At 68.9% G+C, this 15,524-nt stretch carries 17 protein-coding genes; 10 read left to right on the top strand and 7 right to left on the bottom strand.

Translation table 11 applies throughout. From position 1 onward, the window contains the following. Positions 1-36 precede the first annotated feature (36 nt). Positions 37-1,446, bottom strand: a complete 1,410-nt coding sequence (locus tag G6N23_RS12945; protein WP_085259678.1) for a pyridoxal phosphate-dependent decarboxylase family protein — start codon at positions 1,444-1,446, stop codon at positions 37-39. A 112-nt stretch (positions 1,447-1,558) separates the two neighbouring features. Here G6N23_RS12945 and hrcA point away from each other — a divergent pair, with 112 nt between their 5' ends. From hrcA to G6N23_RS12925, 4 genes are read left to right on the top strand one after another with little or no spacing between them, the layout of a single operon-like run. Next, complete coding sequence (gene hrcA, locus G6N23_RS12940; protein WP_085259679.1) at positions 1,559-2,602, top strand: heat-inducible transcriptional repressor HrcA; 1,044 nt, start codon at positions 1,559-1,561, stop codon at positions 2,600-2,602. A gap of 33 nt (positions 2,603-2,635) precedes the next feature. Next, entirely contained in the window at positions 2,636-3,787 is a 1,152-nt protein-coding gene (dnaJ, locus tag G6N23_RS12935) for a molecular chaperone DnaJ (protein WP_085259680.1), read from the top strand. A 3-nt stretch (positions 3,788-3,790) separates the two neighbouring features. Next, the gene (locus tag G6N23_RS12930; RefSeq protein ID WP_085259681.1) at positions 3,791-4,534 is read left to right on the top strand and encodes a 16S rRNA (uracil(1498)-N(3))-methyltransferase; all 744 of its coding nucleotides are present in this window, start codon (positions 3,791-3,793) and stop codon (positions 4,532-4,534) included. A 5-nt stretch (positions 4,535-4,539) separates the two neighbouring features. Then, a complete protein-coding gene (locus G6N23_RS12925; RefSeq protein ID WP_085259682.1) occupies positions 4,540-5,241 on the top strand; it encodes a helix-turn-helix domain-containing protein in 702 nt (233 codons plus the stop codon). On the opposite strand, the gene G6N23_RS12920 is transcribed toward G6N23_RS12925, so the two are convergent. The 3 genes from G6N23_RS12920 to G6N23_RS12910 are packed head-to-tail and all read right to left on the bottom strand — an operon-like array spanning position 5,220 to position 6,492. Then, positions 5,220-5,867 (bottom strand): class I SAM-dependent methyltransferase, encoded by a 648-nt coding sequence (locus G6N23_RS12920; RefSeq protein ID WP_085259701.1) that lies wholly within the window; start codon positions 5,865-5,867, stop codon positions 5,220-5,222. The genes G6N23_RS12925 and G6N23_RS12920 overlap by 22 nt on opposite strands. A 47-nt stretch (positions 5,868-5,914) precedes the next feature. Next, positions 5,915-6,298: a type II toxin-antitoxin system death-on-curing family toxin gene (locus tag G6N23_RS12915; protein ID WP_085259683.1), complete on the bottom strand. Its 384-nt coding sequence runs from the start codon at positions 6,296-6,298 to the stop codon at positions 5,915-5,917. Beyond that, positions 6,295-6,492 (bottom strand): antitoxin Phd, encoded by a 198-nt coding sequence (locus tag G6N23_RS12910; RefSeq protein ID WP_085259684.1) that lies wholly within the window; start codon positions 6,490-6,492, stop codon positions 6,295-6,297. The genes G6N23_RS12915 and G6N23_RS12910 overlap by 4 nt, the downstream gene beginning before the upstream one ends. A gap of 133 nt (positions 6,493-6,625) precedes the next feature. Between G6N23_RS12910 and G6N23_RS12905 the strand changes: the two genes are divergently transcribed. The 6 genes from G6N23_RS12905 to G6N23_RS12880 all read left to right on the top strand — a co-directional run bounded on the left by G6N23_RS12905 (position 6,626) and on the right by G6N23_RS12880 (position 12,717). Further along, entirely contained in the window at positions 6,626-7,678 is a 1,053-nt protein-coding gene (locus G6N23_RS12905; RefSeq protein WP_085259685.1) for a PhoH family protein, read from the top strand. Then, positions 7,675-8,211 carry an rRNA maturation RNase YbeY gene (ybeY, locus tag G6N23_RS12900; RefSeq protein ID WP_085259686.1) on the top strand — a complete coding sequence of 179 codons (537 nt, stop codon included), beginning with the start codon at positions 7,675-7,677 and terminating at the stop codon, positions 8,209-8,211. Before G6N23_RS12905 ends, ybeY begins: the two co-directional genes overlap by 4 nt. Beyond that, positions 8,208-9,506 (top strand): hemolysin family protein, encoded by a 1,299-nt coding sequence (locus tag G6N23_RS12895; protein ID WP_085259687.1) that lies wholly within the window; start codon positions 8,208-8,210, stop codon positions 9,504-9,506. Before ybeY ends, G6N23_RS12895 begins: the two co-directional genes overlap by 4 nt. A 99-nt stretch (positions 9,507-9,605) precedes the next feature. Continuing rightward, positions 9,606-10,502 carry a GTPase Era gene (gene era, locus G6N23_RS12890; protein ID WP_085259688.1) on the top strand — a complete coding sequence of 299 codons (897 nt, stop codon included), beginning with the start codon at positions 9,606-9,608 and terminating at the stop codon, positions 10,500-10,502. A 49-nt stretch (positions 10,503-10,551) separates the two neighbouring features. Beyond that, positions 10,552-11,226, top strand: coding sequence for a DUF5642 family protein (locus G6N23_RS12885; RefSeq protein ID WP_165758668.1), 675 nt, complete (start codon positions 10,552-10,554; stop codon positions 11,224-11,226). Between the two features lie 33 nt (positions 11,227-11,259). Next, positions 11,260-12,717 (top strand): flavin-containing monooxygenase, encoded by a 1,458-nt coding sequence (locus tag G6N23_RS12880; protein ID WP_085259689.1) that lies wholly within the window; start codon positions 11,260-11,262, stop codon positions 12,715-12,717. Between the two features lie 9 nt (positions 12,718-12,726). Here the strand turns inward: G6N23_RS12880 and G6N23_RS12875 are convergent, their stop codons facing one another. The 3 genes from G6N23_RS12875 to G6N23_RS12865 form a co-directional block, all read right to left on the bottom strand. Further along, positions 12,727-13,581: a sulfurtransferase gene (locus G6N23_RS12875; protein WP_085259690.1), complete on the bottom strand. Its 855-nt coding sequence runs from the start codon at positions 13,579-13,581 to the stop codon at positions 12,727-12,729. Positions 13,582-13,594: 13 nt separating this feature from the next. Continuing rightward, positions 13,595-13,933, bottom strand: coding sequence for a hemophore-related protein (locus tag G6N23_RS12870; protein ID WP_065024088.1), 339 nt, complete (start codon positions 13,931-13,933; stop codon positions 13,595-13,597). Positions 13,934-14,054: 121 nt separating this feature from the next. Next, on the bottom strand, positions 14,055-15,503 hold the full coding sequence (locus G6N23_RS12865; protein WP_085259691.1) for an amidase: 1,449 nt from the start codon (positions 15,501-15,503) through the stop codon (positions 14,055-14,057). Positions 15,504-15,524: the final 21 nt, after the last annotated feature.

Raw genomic sequence — 15,524 nt, 5'->3', positions numbered from 1 at the left:
GCATCGCTGGCGCTCTGCATCGTCGTCGGCGCGGCGTCACGAACCGGGGGGCAGCGACTGCTGGGTGTCGAGTATCTGCTCCATGAACCCCTCGATGAAGTGGGCTGCCTCATCGGTCATCCCGCCCGGCACGCCGCCATAGACCGCGGCGCTGATCGGCGCCTCGCCGGCGGCGGTCTTCTTCTTGGCGTACTCCACGGCGTCGTCGAGGTCGGTGGCGAAGGCTTCGGCCACGCCGGGCTGCGTCTGCGGCCGGGTGACGGCCATGTGGATGGCGTTGGGGTACTGCTGGCCGTTGAACCGCCAGCCCTTGGGCTTCATGGCGTCGGCGACGTGGTAGATGTCGAATTCGTCGGAGCGGAAGCTGAAGCAGAACGTCGGCGAACCCAAAATCGTCAGCTCCGGATGGCTGCGCACCGCGTCCTTCATCACCGACGCGGTCTCAAGGATCTGCTTGGCGTAGTTGCGATATCCCTCGCGGCCCAGCTGCACCATCGAGGCCCACGCGGCGGCGATCAGCCCACCCGAGCGGGACCCTTCGATGCCCGGCGACATGTACTTCCCGCCGCTCCAGTCCGGCAGGAAGAAGTACTGCGCGTTGCGGTAGGCCTTGTCGCGGAACAGCAGGGTGGAGGCGCCCTTCAACGCGTAGCCGTACTTGTGGTTGTCCGCGGAGATGCTGGTGACACCGGGAACCCGGAAGTCGAACAACGGGACGTCATAACCCAGTTCGTGGGCGAAGGGCAGCACGAACCCGCCCAGGCAGCCGTCGACGTGCAGACCAACGCCGCGCTCGGAGGCCAGCTCTCCCAGCTGCGGGATCGGGTCGACCGTGCCGTAGCCGTAGTTACAGGCCGACCCCATGATCGCGATGGTGTTCTCGTCGATGTTGTCGGCCACCCAGTCGACGTCGACTCCGGTGGTCTGCGGGTCGATCGGCGCCCGGCGGATTTCGATGCCGAACAGGTGACAACCCTTGTCGAACGCCGGGTGGCCGGTCTCGGGCTTGATGAAGTTCGGGCGGGCTCCGCCCCGGGGAAGGCCGCGGTGCTTGGCGGCGTGCTCGCGGTAGGCCAGCAGGGCGTGGATGATGCTGCCGGTGCCGCCGGTGGTGACCAACCCGGCCGGCTCGCCGTCGGTGATGGCGTCGGCGTGCATCAGGTCCAGGGCCATCGCGATGATCTCGCCCTCGAACTTGGTCGCCGACGGGCAGATGTCGCGCTGCAACACATTGACGTGGGCGAACAGCCCGAACGCCTCGTCCAGGAAGCGGTAGTGCTCGTGGTCGCCGCAGTACATGGTCCCGGACACCCTGCCGGTCTCCCAAGTGAGATCTTCGGCCTGCGCCATCTCCCGCAGCTCGGTGAGCACCTCCTCACGTGGCCGGCCCCGCTCCGGTAGCACGCGATTGACGGTGAACCGGTCGGTGTAGGGAAAGTCGGACATCCCAGTCCTCTCTTCCGCGCCAGCGTGCGGAGATGTACAGAAATCACGGCGTGTCAGTGTGCAAACACGCACGTTCGCGCCAGGAGATAACCCAGAACGTAATCTAGTGCCTATGAGTGTGGCTGATGATCGACGCTTCGAGGTGCTGCGCGCCATCGTCGCGGACTTCGTCGCGACCAAGGAACCGATCGGGTCCAAAGCCCTGGTCGAGCGGCACAACCTCGGGGTGTCCTCGGCCACCGTGCGCAACGACATGGCGGTGCTGGAGGCCGAGGGCTACATCGCCCAGCCGCACACCAGTTCGGGGCGGGTGCCCACCGAGAAGGGCTACCGGGAATTCGTCGACCGCATCGACGAGGTCAAACCGCTGTCGGCCGCGGAGCGCCGGGCGATCCTGTCGTTTCTGGACTCCGGTGTCGACCTCGACGACGTGCTGCGCCGCGCGGTTCGCACCCTGGCCCAGCTGACCCGCCAGGTGGCCGTCGTGCAGTACCCGACCCTGTCGGTGTCGACGGTGCGTCACCTCGAGGTGATCGCGCTCACCCCGGCGCGGCTGCTGCTGGTCGTCATCACCGACTCCGGCCGGGTCGACCAGCGCATCGTCGAACTCGGGGACACCATCGACGACCACCAGCTCAGCCAGCTGCGTGAGCTGCTCGGCGCCGCCCTGGAGGGCAAGCGGATCTCGGCGGCCTCCACCGCCGTCGCCGAGCTCGCCGGGCACCTGGACGGGCGCAGCGGGCTTTCCCCCGGCCTGGCCAACGCGCTCGGGCGGTCGGCGACGGTGCTGCTGGAATCGCTGGTCGAGCACCGCGAGGAGCGCCTGCTGCTGGGCGGCACCGCCAACCTGACCCGCAACGCCGCCGACTTCGGCGATTCGCTGCGTTCGGTCCTGGAAGTGCTCGAAGAGCAGGTCGTGGTGCTGCGGCTACTGGCAGTGCAGCAGGAAGCCGGTAAAGTCACGGTGCGCATCGGTCACGAGACCGAGGCGCAGGAGATGGCCGGCGCCTCGGTGGTGTCCACCGCATACGGTTCGCAGGGCACCGTCTACGGGGGGATGGGGGTGCTGGGCCCCACCCGGATGGACTATCCGGGAACTATCGCCAGTGTCGCTGCGGTTGCAATGTACATCGGTGAAGTGCTCGGGGCCCGATAATCTCCGGCCGGAAGAAGTTGGGAAAGGTCAGGCGTGGCACGCGATTATTACGGACTGCTGGGCGTCGATAAGGGCGTCAGCGACACGGAGCTCAAGCGCGCATACCGCAAGCTGGCTCGCAAATACCATCCCGATGTCAACCCCGACGAGGCGGCGCAGGCCAAGTTCAAGGAGATCAGCGCCGCCTACGAGGTGCTGTCCGATCCGGAGAAGCGTCGCATCGTCGACCTCGGCGGTGACCCGCTGGAGAACGGCGGCGGCAACGGGTTCGGCGGATTCGGAGGCGGCTCGGGATTCGGCGGCCTCGGGGACGTCTTCGAGGCCTTCTTCGGCGGCGGCGCGGCCTCCCGCGGACCGATCGGACGGGTCCGGCCGGGGTCGGACTCGCTGCTGCGGATGCGCCTGGACCTCAACGAATGCGCGACCGGTGTGACCAAACAGGTCACCGTCGACACCGCGGTGCTCTGTGATCGCTGCCAGGGGCGCGGCACCCACGGCGATTCCCGACCGATGGCCTGCGACACCTGCCACGGCCGCGGTGAGGTGCAGACCGTGCAGCGGTCGCTGCTCGGTCAGGTGATGACGTCGCGGCCGTGTCCGACCTGCCGCGGGGTCGGTGAGGTGATCCCGGATCCGTGTCACCAGTGCGGCGGCGACGGCCGGGTGCGGGCCCGCCGCGATATCAGCGTGAAGATCCCCGCCGGTGTCGGTGACGGGATGCGGGTCCGGCTGGCCGCTCAGGGCGAGGTCGGGTCCGGTGGTGGTCCGGCCGGTGACCTCTATGTCGAGGTGCACGAGCAGCTCCACGAGATCTTCGCCCGCGACGGCGACGACCTGCACTGCCATATCTCGGTGCCGATGGTCGACGCGGCGCTGGGCACCACGGTGGCCGTCGACGCGATCCTCGACGGCCCCACCGACATCACCATCCCGCCCGGAACCCAGCCCGGGGCGACCATCGCGCTGCGCGGCCACGGCATGCCGCAACTGCGGTCCGGTGCGCGCGGTGACCTGCACGCCCACATCGAGGTGGTGGTGCCCGAGCGTCTGGACAACCACGACATCGAACTGCTGCGCACCTTCAAGCAGCACCGGGAACGCGAGACCGCCGAGGTCCGCTCGGCACACGCCCCGCACGGCGGCGGGCTGTTCAGCCGGCTGCGCGAAACGTTCAGCGGCCGCTGAGACTTGGCCGGCCTGTTCTACGTCGAGACGCTGCCCGAAGTGGGTGCGCTGGCCGACGTCGGAGGCGACGCCGGCTTCCACGCCGCGACGGTGCGCCGCATCCGGCCCGGGGAGGAACTGACGCTGGGTGACGGCGCCGGCGTGCTGGCCGAATGTCGGGTCGAGACGGCCGACCGGGGCGGTTTGCGGGCCCGGGTGCTGCAGCGCCGGACGGTCGAGGCGCCCGTGCCGCCGGTGACCGTGGTGCAGGCCCTGCCCAAAGCCGACCGCTCCGAGCTGGCGGTCGAGCTGGCCACCGAGGCCGGCGCCGACGCGTTCCTGGCCTGGCAGGCCGACCGCTGCGTGGCCCGCTGGGACGGCCCGCGGGCCGAGAAGGGTCTGCGGCGGTGGCGGTCGGTGGCCCGGGCGGCGGCCGGACAATCCCGTCGCGCTCGGGTGCCGCCGGTGGACGGGGTGCTCGGCACTGCCGAGCTGGTGTCCTGGGTAGCAGAGCAGGTCGCCGCCGGTACGACGGTGCTGGTGCTGCACGATGCGGCCGCTGCCGGGCTGCCGGGCGCGACCGTGTCCGCAGCGCCGGCATTGGCCGTGGTGGTCGGCCCGGAGGGCGGTATCACCGACGCGGAGCTGACGGCGCTGACCGGCGCCGGGGCCGTCATGGCTCGGCTGGGACCCACCGTGCTGCGCACCTCGACCGCGGCCGCGGTCGCGCTGGGCGCGCTGGGGGTGCTGACCCCGCGCTGGGGTTGAGGCCGGTGGTGCACCGGCGGGATCCGGCGTCGTCGCTGGTCATCGACGACGGCTACGCGGTGTATCGCGGCCCGGTGGGCGACGGCGGCCCGATCCACCGCCACGGCGCCTTCCAGATCGTGGTCGCCGGGCGTGGCGAACTCGCGATGGTGGACGTCTCCGGAACCCGCCACCAAGCTGCCGCGCTGGTCGTGTCACCGATGGCGCCGCACCGCATCCTGGCCACGCCGGACCTGGTCACCTACTTCATCGAGCCGCACTGCCTGTTCGCCGACCGGTTGCGCCGGCGCTACCGCGCCGGGATCACCCCCGCCCCCGAGTTGGGTGAGCTGAGCGAACACGATGTCGCGGGCGAGTGTCGCCGACCGTCGCGAGAAGTCGACGCGCGGCTGGTGGCGGCCCTGGCCATGCTGGCCGACAGCAACATTTCGATGCCGGATCTGGCTGCCGCGGTGGGTGTTTCACCGCAGCGCCTGCGGGCGCTGGCCCGTCAGGAACTGGGGATGCCGCTGAGCCGCTGGCGGGTCTGGTCACGGTTGCGCCGGGCCGTCGAGGCGTTGCAGTCCGGCGCGCCGCCGGCGCAGGCCGCGGTCATCGCGGGGTTCTGCGACCAGGCTCACTTCACCCGCCAGATGCGGGAGATGATGGGTCTGACCCCGGCGGTGGTGCTGCACGCCCTGGGTGTTCAGCGCTTGCCGGTGACATAGATCGAGATCGACCCGGTGATGGTGGGCACCACCTCGGCTTCTCGCACGTCGGCGAAGCCGGCGTTCGAAATCAGTTCCGGCAGAACACCATCGGCGTTGGGTTGGGTGTCGGTCTTGCCGTCGGCGATCTGCACGATCCGAAACGCCGTGCGCATCAGCCGCGTCCGCTGTAATCCGTAATCGGCGATCACCAGCCGGCCACCGGGCCGCAACACCGCGAACATCGACGCCAGTACGGCGCGCTTGACCGGAACCGGGCACTGGTGCAACACCAGGCTGGACATCACGGCGTCCATCGACTCCGCCCCCACCGCGTCCACCAGGGCGTCGCCCATCCCGGTCAGCCAGCGAACCCGGCCCTGGGTGTCCTTGTCGCGCGCCACCGCCAACACCTCGGGATCGGGATCCAGGCCCACGACCGTTGCCTGCGGCTGTGCCCGGGCGGCCAGCAGTGCCAGCGATCCGGTACCGCAGCCCACGTCGAGGATGGCATCGCCCGGCTGCGGTGCCAGATGCTTGACGGTCAGTCCCCGCCACAGCCGCTCGCGTGTCAGCGCCACCACATAGTCGAAGAATCGGGCCGGCGCCAGCCGTCCCAGGGCGGGGGTGAAGGCGTCCTCACTCATACCCGCAGTGTCGCCCGCCCGGTGCCATCCCGTCTTGAACGAACCGCTCACGTAACGGCGAATGATGCCAGCGTGGCGGCGATGTCCTCGACCGGCAGCTCTCCGCGCTGTGCCACGTCGTTCATGAACACCTCGGCCGCATCGACGTCGAAGTCCGGGGAGAGCTCACAGGCGTTGAGGTACAGAAACGTCCATGCCGACGCCCAGGCGGTGCGCATGTTGCCGTCCACCAGGGCATGGTTGCGGGCCAGTGATTGCAGCAACGCCGCCGCCTTCGCGTACAGATCGGGATAGGCGTCCACACCGAAGACCGTGGCTTGAGGCCGGGCGACTGCGGCGTCGAGCAACCCGTAGTCCCCGACTTCGCAGGCGTGGCTCACGGCGAACGCCCCGGCGACGAGCAGGTCATCGCGGTCGAGAAATTCGGTCAAGCCAGGCGGCGATTCAACTCGGCGGAGCGTTGTGCGACCAGCGCTGCCGCTTCGGCGACGCGGCGCCGGTGGTCGCTGGCGGCGGTGACGACCGCCCGGTGCGCGAATACCCGCAGCGAGAGGTTCTGTTCCCCGGCCGCGGCGCGGACGGCGGCCAGTTCCTCCTCGGTGAAGGTGATGTTCAGCGACGGCACCAGATCATAGTACCGTTTTCAGTACTGCTTTTGGCACTTACGAGGCGGGGCGCACTGCTGGGAACCGACGGTAGACTGAGACGTCCGACTTATCGCCGTGTGAACCCCCAGGAAAGCAGGTATCGGAAACCCCGTGACGCCCCGCGATACCCCCGCTGCCGAATCAGCCCCCCAGGTTCGTAGCAGCGTCGACATTCCACCCGACCTGGTCGTGGGTCTGCTGGGCTCCGCCGATGAGAACCTGCGTGCACTGGAACGTGTGGTGGCAGCCGATCTGCATGTACGCGGTAACGCGGTCACCATCTCCGGTTCGCCGGCCGACGTCGCCCTGGCCGAGCGGGTGATCTCCGAGCTGGTGGCGATCGTGGCGGGCGGTCAGTCCCTGACCCCCGAAACGGTGCGGCACAGTGTCGGAATGCTGGTGGGCGCCGGCAGCGCGTCACCGGCCGAGGTGCTGACCCTGGACATCTTGTCCCGGCGCGGCAAGACGATCCGGCCCAAGACGCTCAACCAGAAGCGCTACGTCGACGCCATCGACGCCAACACCATCGTGTTCGGTATCGGCCCGGCCGGCACCGGGAAGACCTACCTGGCGATGGCCAAAGCGGTCAGCGCGCTGCAGACCAAGCAGGTGACGCGCATCATCTTGACCCGGCCGGCGGTGGAAGCCGGTGAGAGCCTTGGTTTTCTGCCCGGAACGCTGAGCGAGAAGATCGACCCGTATCTGCGCCCGCTTTACGACGCGCTCTACGACATGATGGATCCGGAGCTGATTCCCAAGCTGATGAACTCTGGGGTGATCGAGGTGGCGCCGCTGGCCTACATGCGGGGCCGGAGCCTCAACAGCGCGTTCATCATCCTCGACGAGGCGCAGAACACCACCGCCGAACAGATGAAGATGTTCCTGACCCGGTTGGGATTCGGCTCCAAGATGGTGGTCACCGGCGACGTCACCCAGATCGATCTACCCGGCGGCGCGAGGTCGGGTCTGCGGGCGGCCGTGGACATCCTCGACGACATCGAGGACATCTGTGTCGCCGAACTGAGCAGCGTCGATGTCGTTCGGCACCGGCTGGTTTCCGACATCGTCGACGCCTACTCCCGCCACGAGGCCGAGCGCAACGAGCCCGGCCTGACGATGAACCGGGCGGCCAGGCGCGCGTCGGGCGGCAGGTCTCGCCGGTGAGCATCGAGGTCTCCAACGAGTCAGGCCTGGACGTCTCCGAGGTCGAGCTGGTCAGCGTCGCCAAGTTCGTGCTGGCCAGGATGGACGTCAACCCCGGCGCCGAGTTGTCGATGGTGCTGCTGGACACCGCCGCGATGGCCGATCTGCACATGCGCTGGATGGACCTGCCCGGGCCGACCGACGTGATGAGCTTCCCGATGGACGAACTGGAGCCCGGTGGCCGTCCCGATGCTCCCGAGCCCGGCCCGTCGATGCTCGGTGACATCGCCCTGTGCCCGGAGTTCGCCGCCGAACAGGCCGCAGCGGCCGGGCATTCGCTCGGCCAGGAACTGGCACTGCTCACCGTGCACGGTGTACTGCACCTGCTGGGCTACGACCACGCCGAGCCGGACGAGGAAAAAGAGATGTTCGCCCTGCAACGCCGGCTGCTCGAGGAATGGGTCGCCGACCAGGTGGAGAGCTACCGGGCCGAAACCCAGGACGAGAAGGACCGCCGGCTGCTCGACAAGTCCAGGTATTTCGACGAACCGTGACCGGGACACCGCTGTTAGTCGGCGTGATCGCGCTGATCGGTCTGGGCGGACTGTTTGCGGCGATCGACGCCGCGGTGAGCACCGTGTCGCCGGCGCGGGTCGCGGAGCTGGTGCGGGCGAAGCGACCCGGCGCGATGTGGCTGGCCCAGTTGATGGCCGAACGGCCCCGCTACATCAACCTGGTGGTGTTGCTGCGCATCGCCTGCGAGATCACCGCCACCGCGCTGCTGGTGTACCTTCTGCACGCGGTGCTCGGCCTGGATTGGGGGCTGTTCGGCGCTGCGGCGGCCATGGTGGTGGTGAGCTTCGTGGTGATCGGGGTGGGGCCGCGCACCCTGGGCCGGCAGAACGCCTATTCGATCGCACTGGCGTCAGCCCTTCCGCTGCACGTGGTTTCGGTGTTGCTCACCCCGATCAGCCGCCTGCTGGTGGTGCTGGGTAACGCACTGACGCCTGGGCGGGGCTTCCGCAACGGGCCGTTCGCCTCGGAGGTCGAGTTGCGTGAGGTGGTCGATCTGGCGCAGCAGCGCGGGGTGGTCGCCGCCGACGAACGCCGGATGATCCAGTCGGTCTTCGAACTCGCCGACACCCCGGCCCGCGAGGTGATGGTGCCCCGTACCGAGATGGTGTGGATCGAAAGCGACAAGTCCGCCGGCCAGGCGACGTCGCTGGCGGTGCGCAGCGGCCATTCCCGTATCCCGGTGATCGGCGAGAACGTCGATGACATCCTTGGCGTGGTTTACCTGAAAGACCTTGTCCAACAGACTTATTACTCGACAAACGGCGGGCGGGACACCACGGTGGCCCAAGTGATGCGCCCCGCGGTGTTCATGCCCGACTCCAAGGCGCTCAACGCGCTGCTGCACGACATGCAGCGCGGCCGGTACCACATGGCGCTGCTGGTCGACGAATATGGCGCGATAGCGGGGCTGGTCACCATCGAGGACGTGCTGGAGGAGATCGTCGGCGAGATCGCCGACGAGTACGACCAGGGTGAAGTGGCGCCGGTGGAGGAGTTGGGCAACAACAGGTTTCGAGTTTCTGCGCGGCTGCCCATCGAGGACGTCGGTGAACTGTACGGGGTGCAGTTCGACTCCGGCCTCGACGTAGACACCGTCGGCGGCCTGCTGGCGCTGGAGCTGGGCCGGGTACCGCTGCCCGGCGCCGAGGTAACCTCACACGGACTGCGACTGCAGGCCGAGGGCAGTCGCGACAGCCGGGGGAGGGTGCGGATCAGCACCGTTCTGGTCAGCCCGGCGCCACCCGCTGATGAGGAGGCCGCAAGTGAGCAGTGAACCGGCCAAGCCGGCGGTGAGAGGGCGCCGAGTGTGCGCTTTCGCACGCGACACACCGGTGCCGGCTTACCAAGGCGCACACTCGGCGAAAGGCGGCTCGTGACCGAGTTCCATTCCGGCTTCGTGTGTTTCGTCGGCCGGCCCAATACCGGCAAATCCACCCTGACCAACGCTCTGGTCGGTTCGAAGGTGGCGATCACCTCCAACCGGCCGCAGACCACCCGGCACACCATCCGCGGCATCGTGCACCGGGAGGACTTCCAGATCATCCTGGTCGACACCCCCGGCCTGCACCGGCCGCGCACCCTGCTGGGCAAGCGGCTCAACGACCTGGTCCGCGACACCTACGCCCAGGTCGACGTCATCGGCTTGTGCATTCCCGCCGACGAGGCCATCGGACCGGGGGACCGCTGGATCGTTGAGCAGATCCGGACGGTCGCACCCAAGACGACCCTGGTCGTCATCGTCACCAAGATCGACAAGACCAGCCGCGATAAGGTCGCCGCGCAACTGGTCGCCGTCGGCGAGTTGGCCCCGGAAGCCGAGATCATCCCGGTCTCGGCGGTCACCGGTGAGCAGGTCGACGTGCTGATCGATGTGCTGGCCGCGGCGCTGCCGGTCGGCCCGGCCTTCTACCCCGACGGTGAGTTGACCGACGAACCCGAAGAGACCTTGATGGCCGAGTTCATCCGGGAAGCCGCCCTGGAGGGGGTGCGTGACGAACTGCCGCATTCACTGGCGGTGGTGATCGAGGAGGTGGAGCGCCGCGACGGCCGGGACGATCTCATCGACGTGTATGCCGTGCTCTACGTCGAACGCGACAGCCAGAAGGGCATCGTGATCGGCCGCGGTGGCGCCCGGCTGCGCGAGGTCGGCACCGCCGCGCGCACCCAGATCGAAAAACTCTTGGGCACCAAGGTTTTTCTCGACCTCCGGGTGAAGGTGGCCAAGAACTGGCAGCGCGACCCCAAGCAGCTGGGCCGGCTGGGCTTTTAAAAGGGGTGGGCCACCTGCGCCGCGAACCGGTATTGGGTACATTCCAGGGGTGCCGGAACCCAAGTCGTTGGTTGTCTCCTCTGTTGCCCTGATCATGTGCGCGCAAGCACTGACCGGTTGCGGGGGATCCCACAAGCCGCTCGATACCACCAAGCTGTTCAACGTCGAATCGACGTTCGGCTCGGAGTTCAAGACCCAGACCAAGGGTCCCAACGATATCGACCCCAAGATCCTCGGGCCGCAGAAGATGCCGCCCGGGGTGACTTTCGACCCCTCGGACTGCGCCGACTACGCGGCCAGCAGCGGCCGCCCGCCCAAGGGCATCCGGGGCAAGATGTCGATGGTCTCGATCGTCGGCAACGGCAACCAGTTCGTCGCGATCGCCATGCAGGCCGACCAGGACCTGCCGTTCGACGCCGCGGCCGCCGAGAAGTGCAAGCACGTCTCGTTCCAGGCCGGCAAGCTCACCGGCTACCTGGATGAGACCGACGCCCCCCAGATCGACCACGCCCAGACGGTGGGTTCGCACTCGGAGATCGAGATCACCGGCAAGGACGGACAGCAGCAGTCCCGCGAGTCCTACACCTTCACCGCCTACCTCGGCAGTGCCCTGGTGCAGGTCACCGCGAACCCGCAGCCGGTGCGCGGGCAGCCGCTGGCGATGGTCGACGCCGACCGGGCCCGGCAGCTGCTGGTCGACGCGGTGTCGGAGCTGCGCAGCTAGCCGATGCCGCCGCTACGGGAGTCAGCGGGCGTCATGACCGACCGCGAACCCCGAGTGGTCGTGATCGGCGCCGGCGTAGCCGGTATCACCACCGCCCATGTCCTGCGTGAGCGCGGTTTCACCGATATCACCGTGTTGGAGAAGGGCTCCGACGTCGGCGGCGTTTGGTACTGGAATCACTATCCGGGACTGCGCTGCGATGTGCCGTCGCAGATCTACCAGTTCGGGTTCGCGCCGAAAGCCGACTGGCAAGACACCTGGGCGACCGGTGCGACGATCCGGCGTTACCACCGCGACGTCGTCGACCGGCTCGGGCTGGCGCCGCTGATCCGGCTCGACACCGAGGTGATCGCCGCGGAATGGGATGAGCACCGGCATTGGACACTGACCACCGCCGCCGGCCAGCGGTTGGTTGCCGACTTCGTGATCTGCGCGACCGGGGTTCTGCACCACCCGTTCACCCCCGACATCCCCGGGCTGGCCGACTTCGCCGGTCCGGTGGTGCACACCGCCCGCTGGGACGACGAGCTCGACACCGAGCGGAAGCGGATCGCGGTGATCGGTACCGGGTCGACCGGCGTGCAGGTGGTTTCCGCACTGCAACCGCGCGCCGCGTCGATCGACCACTACGTGCGGTCGGCGCAGTGGATTCTGTGGGCGCCCACCTCGCTGCGGCAGCTCCCGGGTGCGGCCGCGGTGCTGGCGCGGTTCCCCACGTTGCACCGGGCGCTTCACCGGTTGATGACATTCGCCGGGTCGGCCCTGCTGACCGACGTCACCACTCGTGCATCGTGGCGGCGCCGGGCGGTGCAGGCCTATGCCCGGGCCTGCCTGCGGATCCAGGTGCGGGACAAAGCCTTACAGGCCAAACTTGAACCCGACTACCAGCCGCTGTGTAAGCGCCAAGTGATCTCCGGGAGCTACTACCGGGCGATCCGCGCCGACAACGCCGAGCTGATCACCGACGGCATCGCCGAAGTCACCCCGCGCGGCATCCGCACCGCCGACGGCACCCACCGGGACACCGACGTCATCGTGCTGGCGACCGGATTCCACGCGCACAACTACATGCGCCCCATGCGGCTGACCGGCCGGGACCGGATCGACATCGACGACGCCTGGGCCAAGGGGCCGCGCGCCTACCGGATGACGGCGATCCCGGGGTTCCCCAACCTGTTCACCGTGCTGGGACCGAACTCACCCACCGGATCGATCTCGCTGCAGTACACCTCGGAGCTGACCGCGCGTTACATCGCGCAGTGGCTGGAGAAGTTCCGGGCGGGGGAGCTGAGCACCGTCGAGGTCACCGAACAGGCGACCACCCGGTTCAACGACGACGTCGCCACGGCGATGGGCCCGACGGTCTGGAACACCGGCTGCAACTCGTGGTACCTGACCGAGGGCGGCGCGGTCGACCTGTGGCCGTTCGACCGGGCGACGATGAACGCCATGCTGGGCAGCCCGGACCCGGCGGACTTCCACCTGGGCTGATGGGAGTACTCAGGCGTCGCCGCGGGCAACCGGGCGGGACGGGTCCGAACTCCATTGCGACCACGAGCCCGGGAACAGCGCGGCCGACCGGCCGGTGGCGGCCAGCGCCGCCACGATCACCGTGGCGCTGATCCCCGAACCGCAGTACGCCCCCACCGGGTCGTCGGCGCCGACACCGCGTTCGGAGAGCAGCCGGTCCAAGTCGTCGTCGGGCAGGAAGGTCCCGTCGGGCGCCAGCAGGGCGGTGAACGGCAGGTTCTTGGCGCCGGGGATGTGGCCGGCGGCCGCATCGACCGGTTCGTTGTCGGCGCGGAACCGCTCGGGGGCGCGCGCGTCGAGCAATGCCACGGCGCCGGAGCCGGCCTCATCGGCGGTCAGCGTGGGCCGGACGCCGTCGTAGAGGTCTTCGGGCAACACGGTGACGTTGCCCGGTTCGGGACGGACGTCGCCGGTTTCCAGCTCGCCGCCGGCCACCGTCCAGGCCGCCAGACCACCGTCGAGAATGCGCACGTCGCGCAGGCCGGAGGTGGTCAGCAGCCACCACAGGCGCCCCGACGCGGCGCGGTTCCAGTCGTCGTAGACCACCACCGGCTTGGTGCGCCGCACCCCCCACCGGCGGGCGGCGGCTTCCAGGTTGCGGCCGGTCGGCAGCGGATGCCGACCGCGGCCGGGGACGTCGTGGTCGGACAGCTCGTCCTCGAGCGAGACATACACCGCACCCGGGATGTGACCCCGCAGGTAAGCAGGACGCCCGTCGGGAACCTCCAGGCTCCAGCGGACGTCGAGGACGGTCAGCGGATCACCCGCGCGCAGCAGCTCAGCGAGCTCGGCGGCGCTGATCAGGACCTTGTCACGCAGGCCCACGGCGACGATCCGCTCAGTAGTTGTTGCAGGAACCGGCGACCGAGGTGATGGTGCCGATGTACGGCTGCGCCTCCGGCATGCTCTGGATCATGGTGGCGTACTGCTGCCGTTTGGCAGGAGGCGAGTTCAGGAACATCTGCAACATGCCACTGGCGTTGCCGGACGCGTTGAACTCCGCGGCCGCTGCCGGGTTCTCCGCATTGAGGGCGGCCACCACCTGCGAGTAGCTGCAGGTGGTGTTGATGATCGGGCCGAGGTCCGGGCTCGCGGAAGCCAATCCGGCTCCGGCGGACAGCGACAAAGCCAGACTGCCGGCTGCGACAGCAATCCTGGTCAACGACAGAGAGGCCATTTCGAAGACGCCTTTCACCTGTTGGACTGTTACGTGATTTACGAAGTCCAAAACGACCGTGTCAGCTTAGCGGAGAGTCGAAGAGGTCGCAGAAGGCAAAGGTGACAGGCCTTTCGGTGCGTTACCGACCGGTAGGGGCGTCGGTTCGCCACCACGGTGTGGGTTGCCGTGCCGCCCAACCGCTGATGCCCTCCAGCTCCGCGGCCAGCGAAACCAGCAGACCGTCGCTGTTGGCCGGCCCCATCAATTGCACCCCGATTGGCAGTCCTTCGGAGGTGAACCCGGCCGGCACGTTGATCGACGGCCAGCCCAGCAGGTTCCACGGCCAGGTCACCGGGCACGCCGCGATCATGGCGCGGTCGGTCTCGAGGGCGGTCAGATCGTCGAATGCGTGCACCAGCGGCGGCGGCTGGGCGGTGGTGGGCGCCAACACCACATCGACGATGTGGAAGATCGACCCCACCCGGCGCCGGTCTTTCGCCTCGTGGGCGCGCGCCTTACGCAGTACCGCCTGGGACAGCAGCCGGCCGGTGCGCATGTTGGCCAGCGTCCGCGGGTCGAGCGTGACGCCGCCCTCCAGGCTGCTCGCGGCGGTCAGCACACCCGCGGTGGAACGGGACAGGAAGTTCCACGACAATCGCACCCCGTAGTCGGGGTTGCCCGCAACCACGGTGTGCCCCAGTAACCGCAGCTGCTCGGCGACGTGCTCCACCGCGGCTCTGATCTCCGGGTGCAGCCGAGCGCCGAACCCGGTGTAGGGAAAACGGGTGGACATCGCGACCCGCAGCGGCCCCGGCGCGTTTCCCACGTGGTCGGACACCGTGACCGGCGGCGGCTTGTGCAGATCGCCCTCGGCGTTGCCGGAGGCCGCGTCCAGCAGCAGCGCCGCGTCCTGCACGGTGCGGGCCAGCACCCCGTTGACGGTGATGCCGTTGAACGCCTCCGGCAGCGGCCAGGTGGAGATGCGGCCGCGCTGCGGTTTGATGCCCACCAGATGCGTCCATGCCGCGGGGATGCGCACGCTGCCGGCTCCGTCGGAGCCGATCGCCGCGGCGACCAGGCCCGCGGCGACCGCGGCGGCGCTGCCCCCCGACGAGCCGCCCGGAGTGTGCCGGCGAGACCAGGGATTGCGGGTATGGCCGAACCCGGGACCGCTGGTGAACGGCCACTGTCCCAACTCGCAGGTGTTGGTCTTGCCGACGATCACCGCGCCGGCGGCTTTGAGTCGCCGCACCACCTCCGCGTCGCTGGCGGCGGGTTCGACGTAGCCGGACGTGCCGAACGAGGTCGGTACGCCCGCGATGTCGGTGTCGTCTTTGACCGCGATCGGGACACCCAGCAGCGGGGCGCGGTGCCCGGCGGCCCGGCGCCGGTCGGCTTCGGCGGCACCGCGCAGCGCCGCGTCGGTGAACACCAGCCGGAAGGCGTTCAGCGTGGACTGGCTGGCGTCGATGGCGTGCAGGCAGCGGCGGACCAGGTCGACGGAGGTCACCTCGCCGCTGGCCAGCTGGTAGAGCTGCTCGGTGAGGGTGGGAAAGCGGGTGCCGGGCGCCGCGGGCGGGTGGGTCATCGGTGATGAGACTATCCGGCG

The sequence above is a fragment of the Mycolicibacter terrae genome (genome assembly GCF_010727125.1).
GTDB lineage: Bacteria > Actinomycetota > Actinomycetes > Mycobacteriales > Mycobacteriaceae > Mycobacterium > Mycobacterium terrae.
Note: the sequence above shows the minus strand (reverse complement) of the source record. Positions and strands in the feature narration are given on the sequence as shown.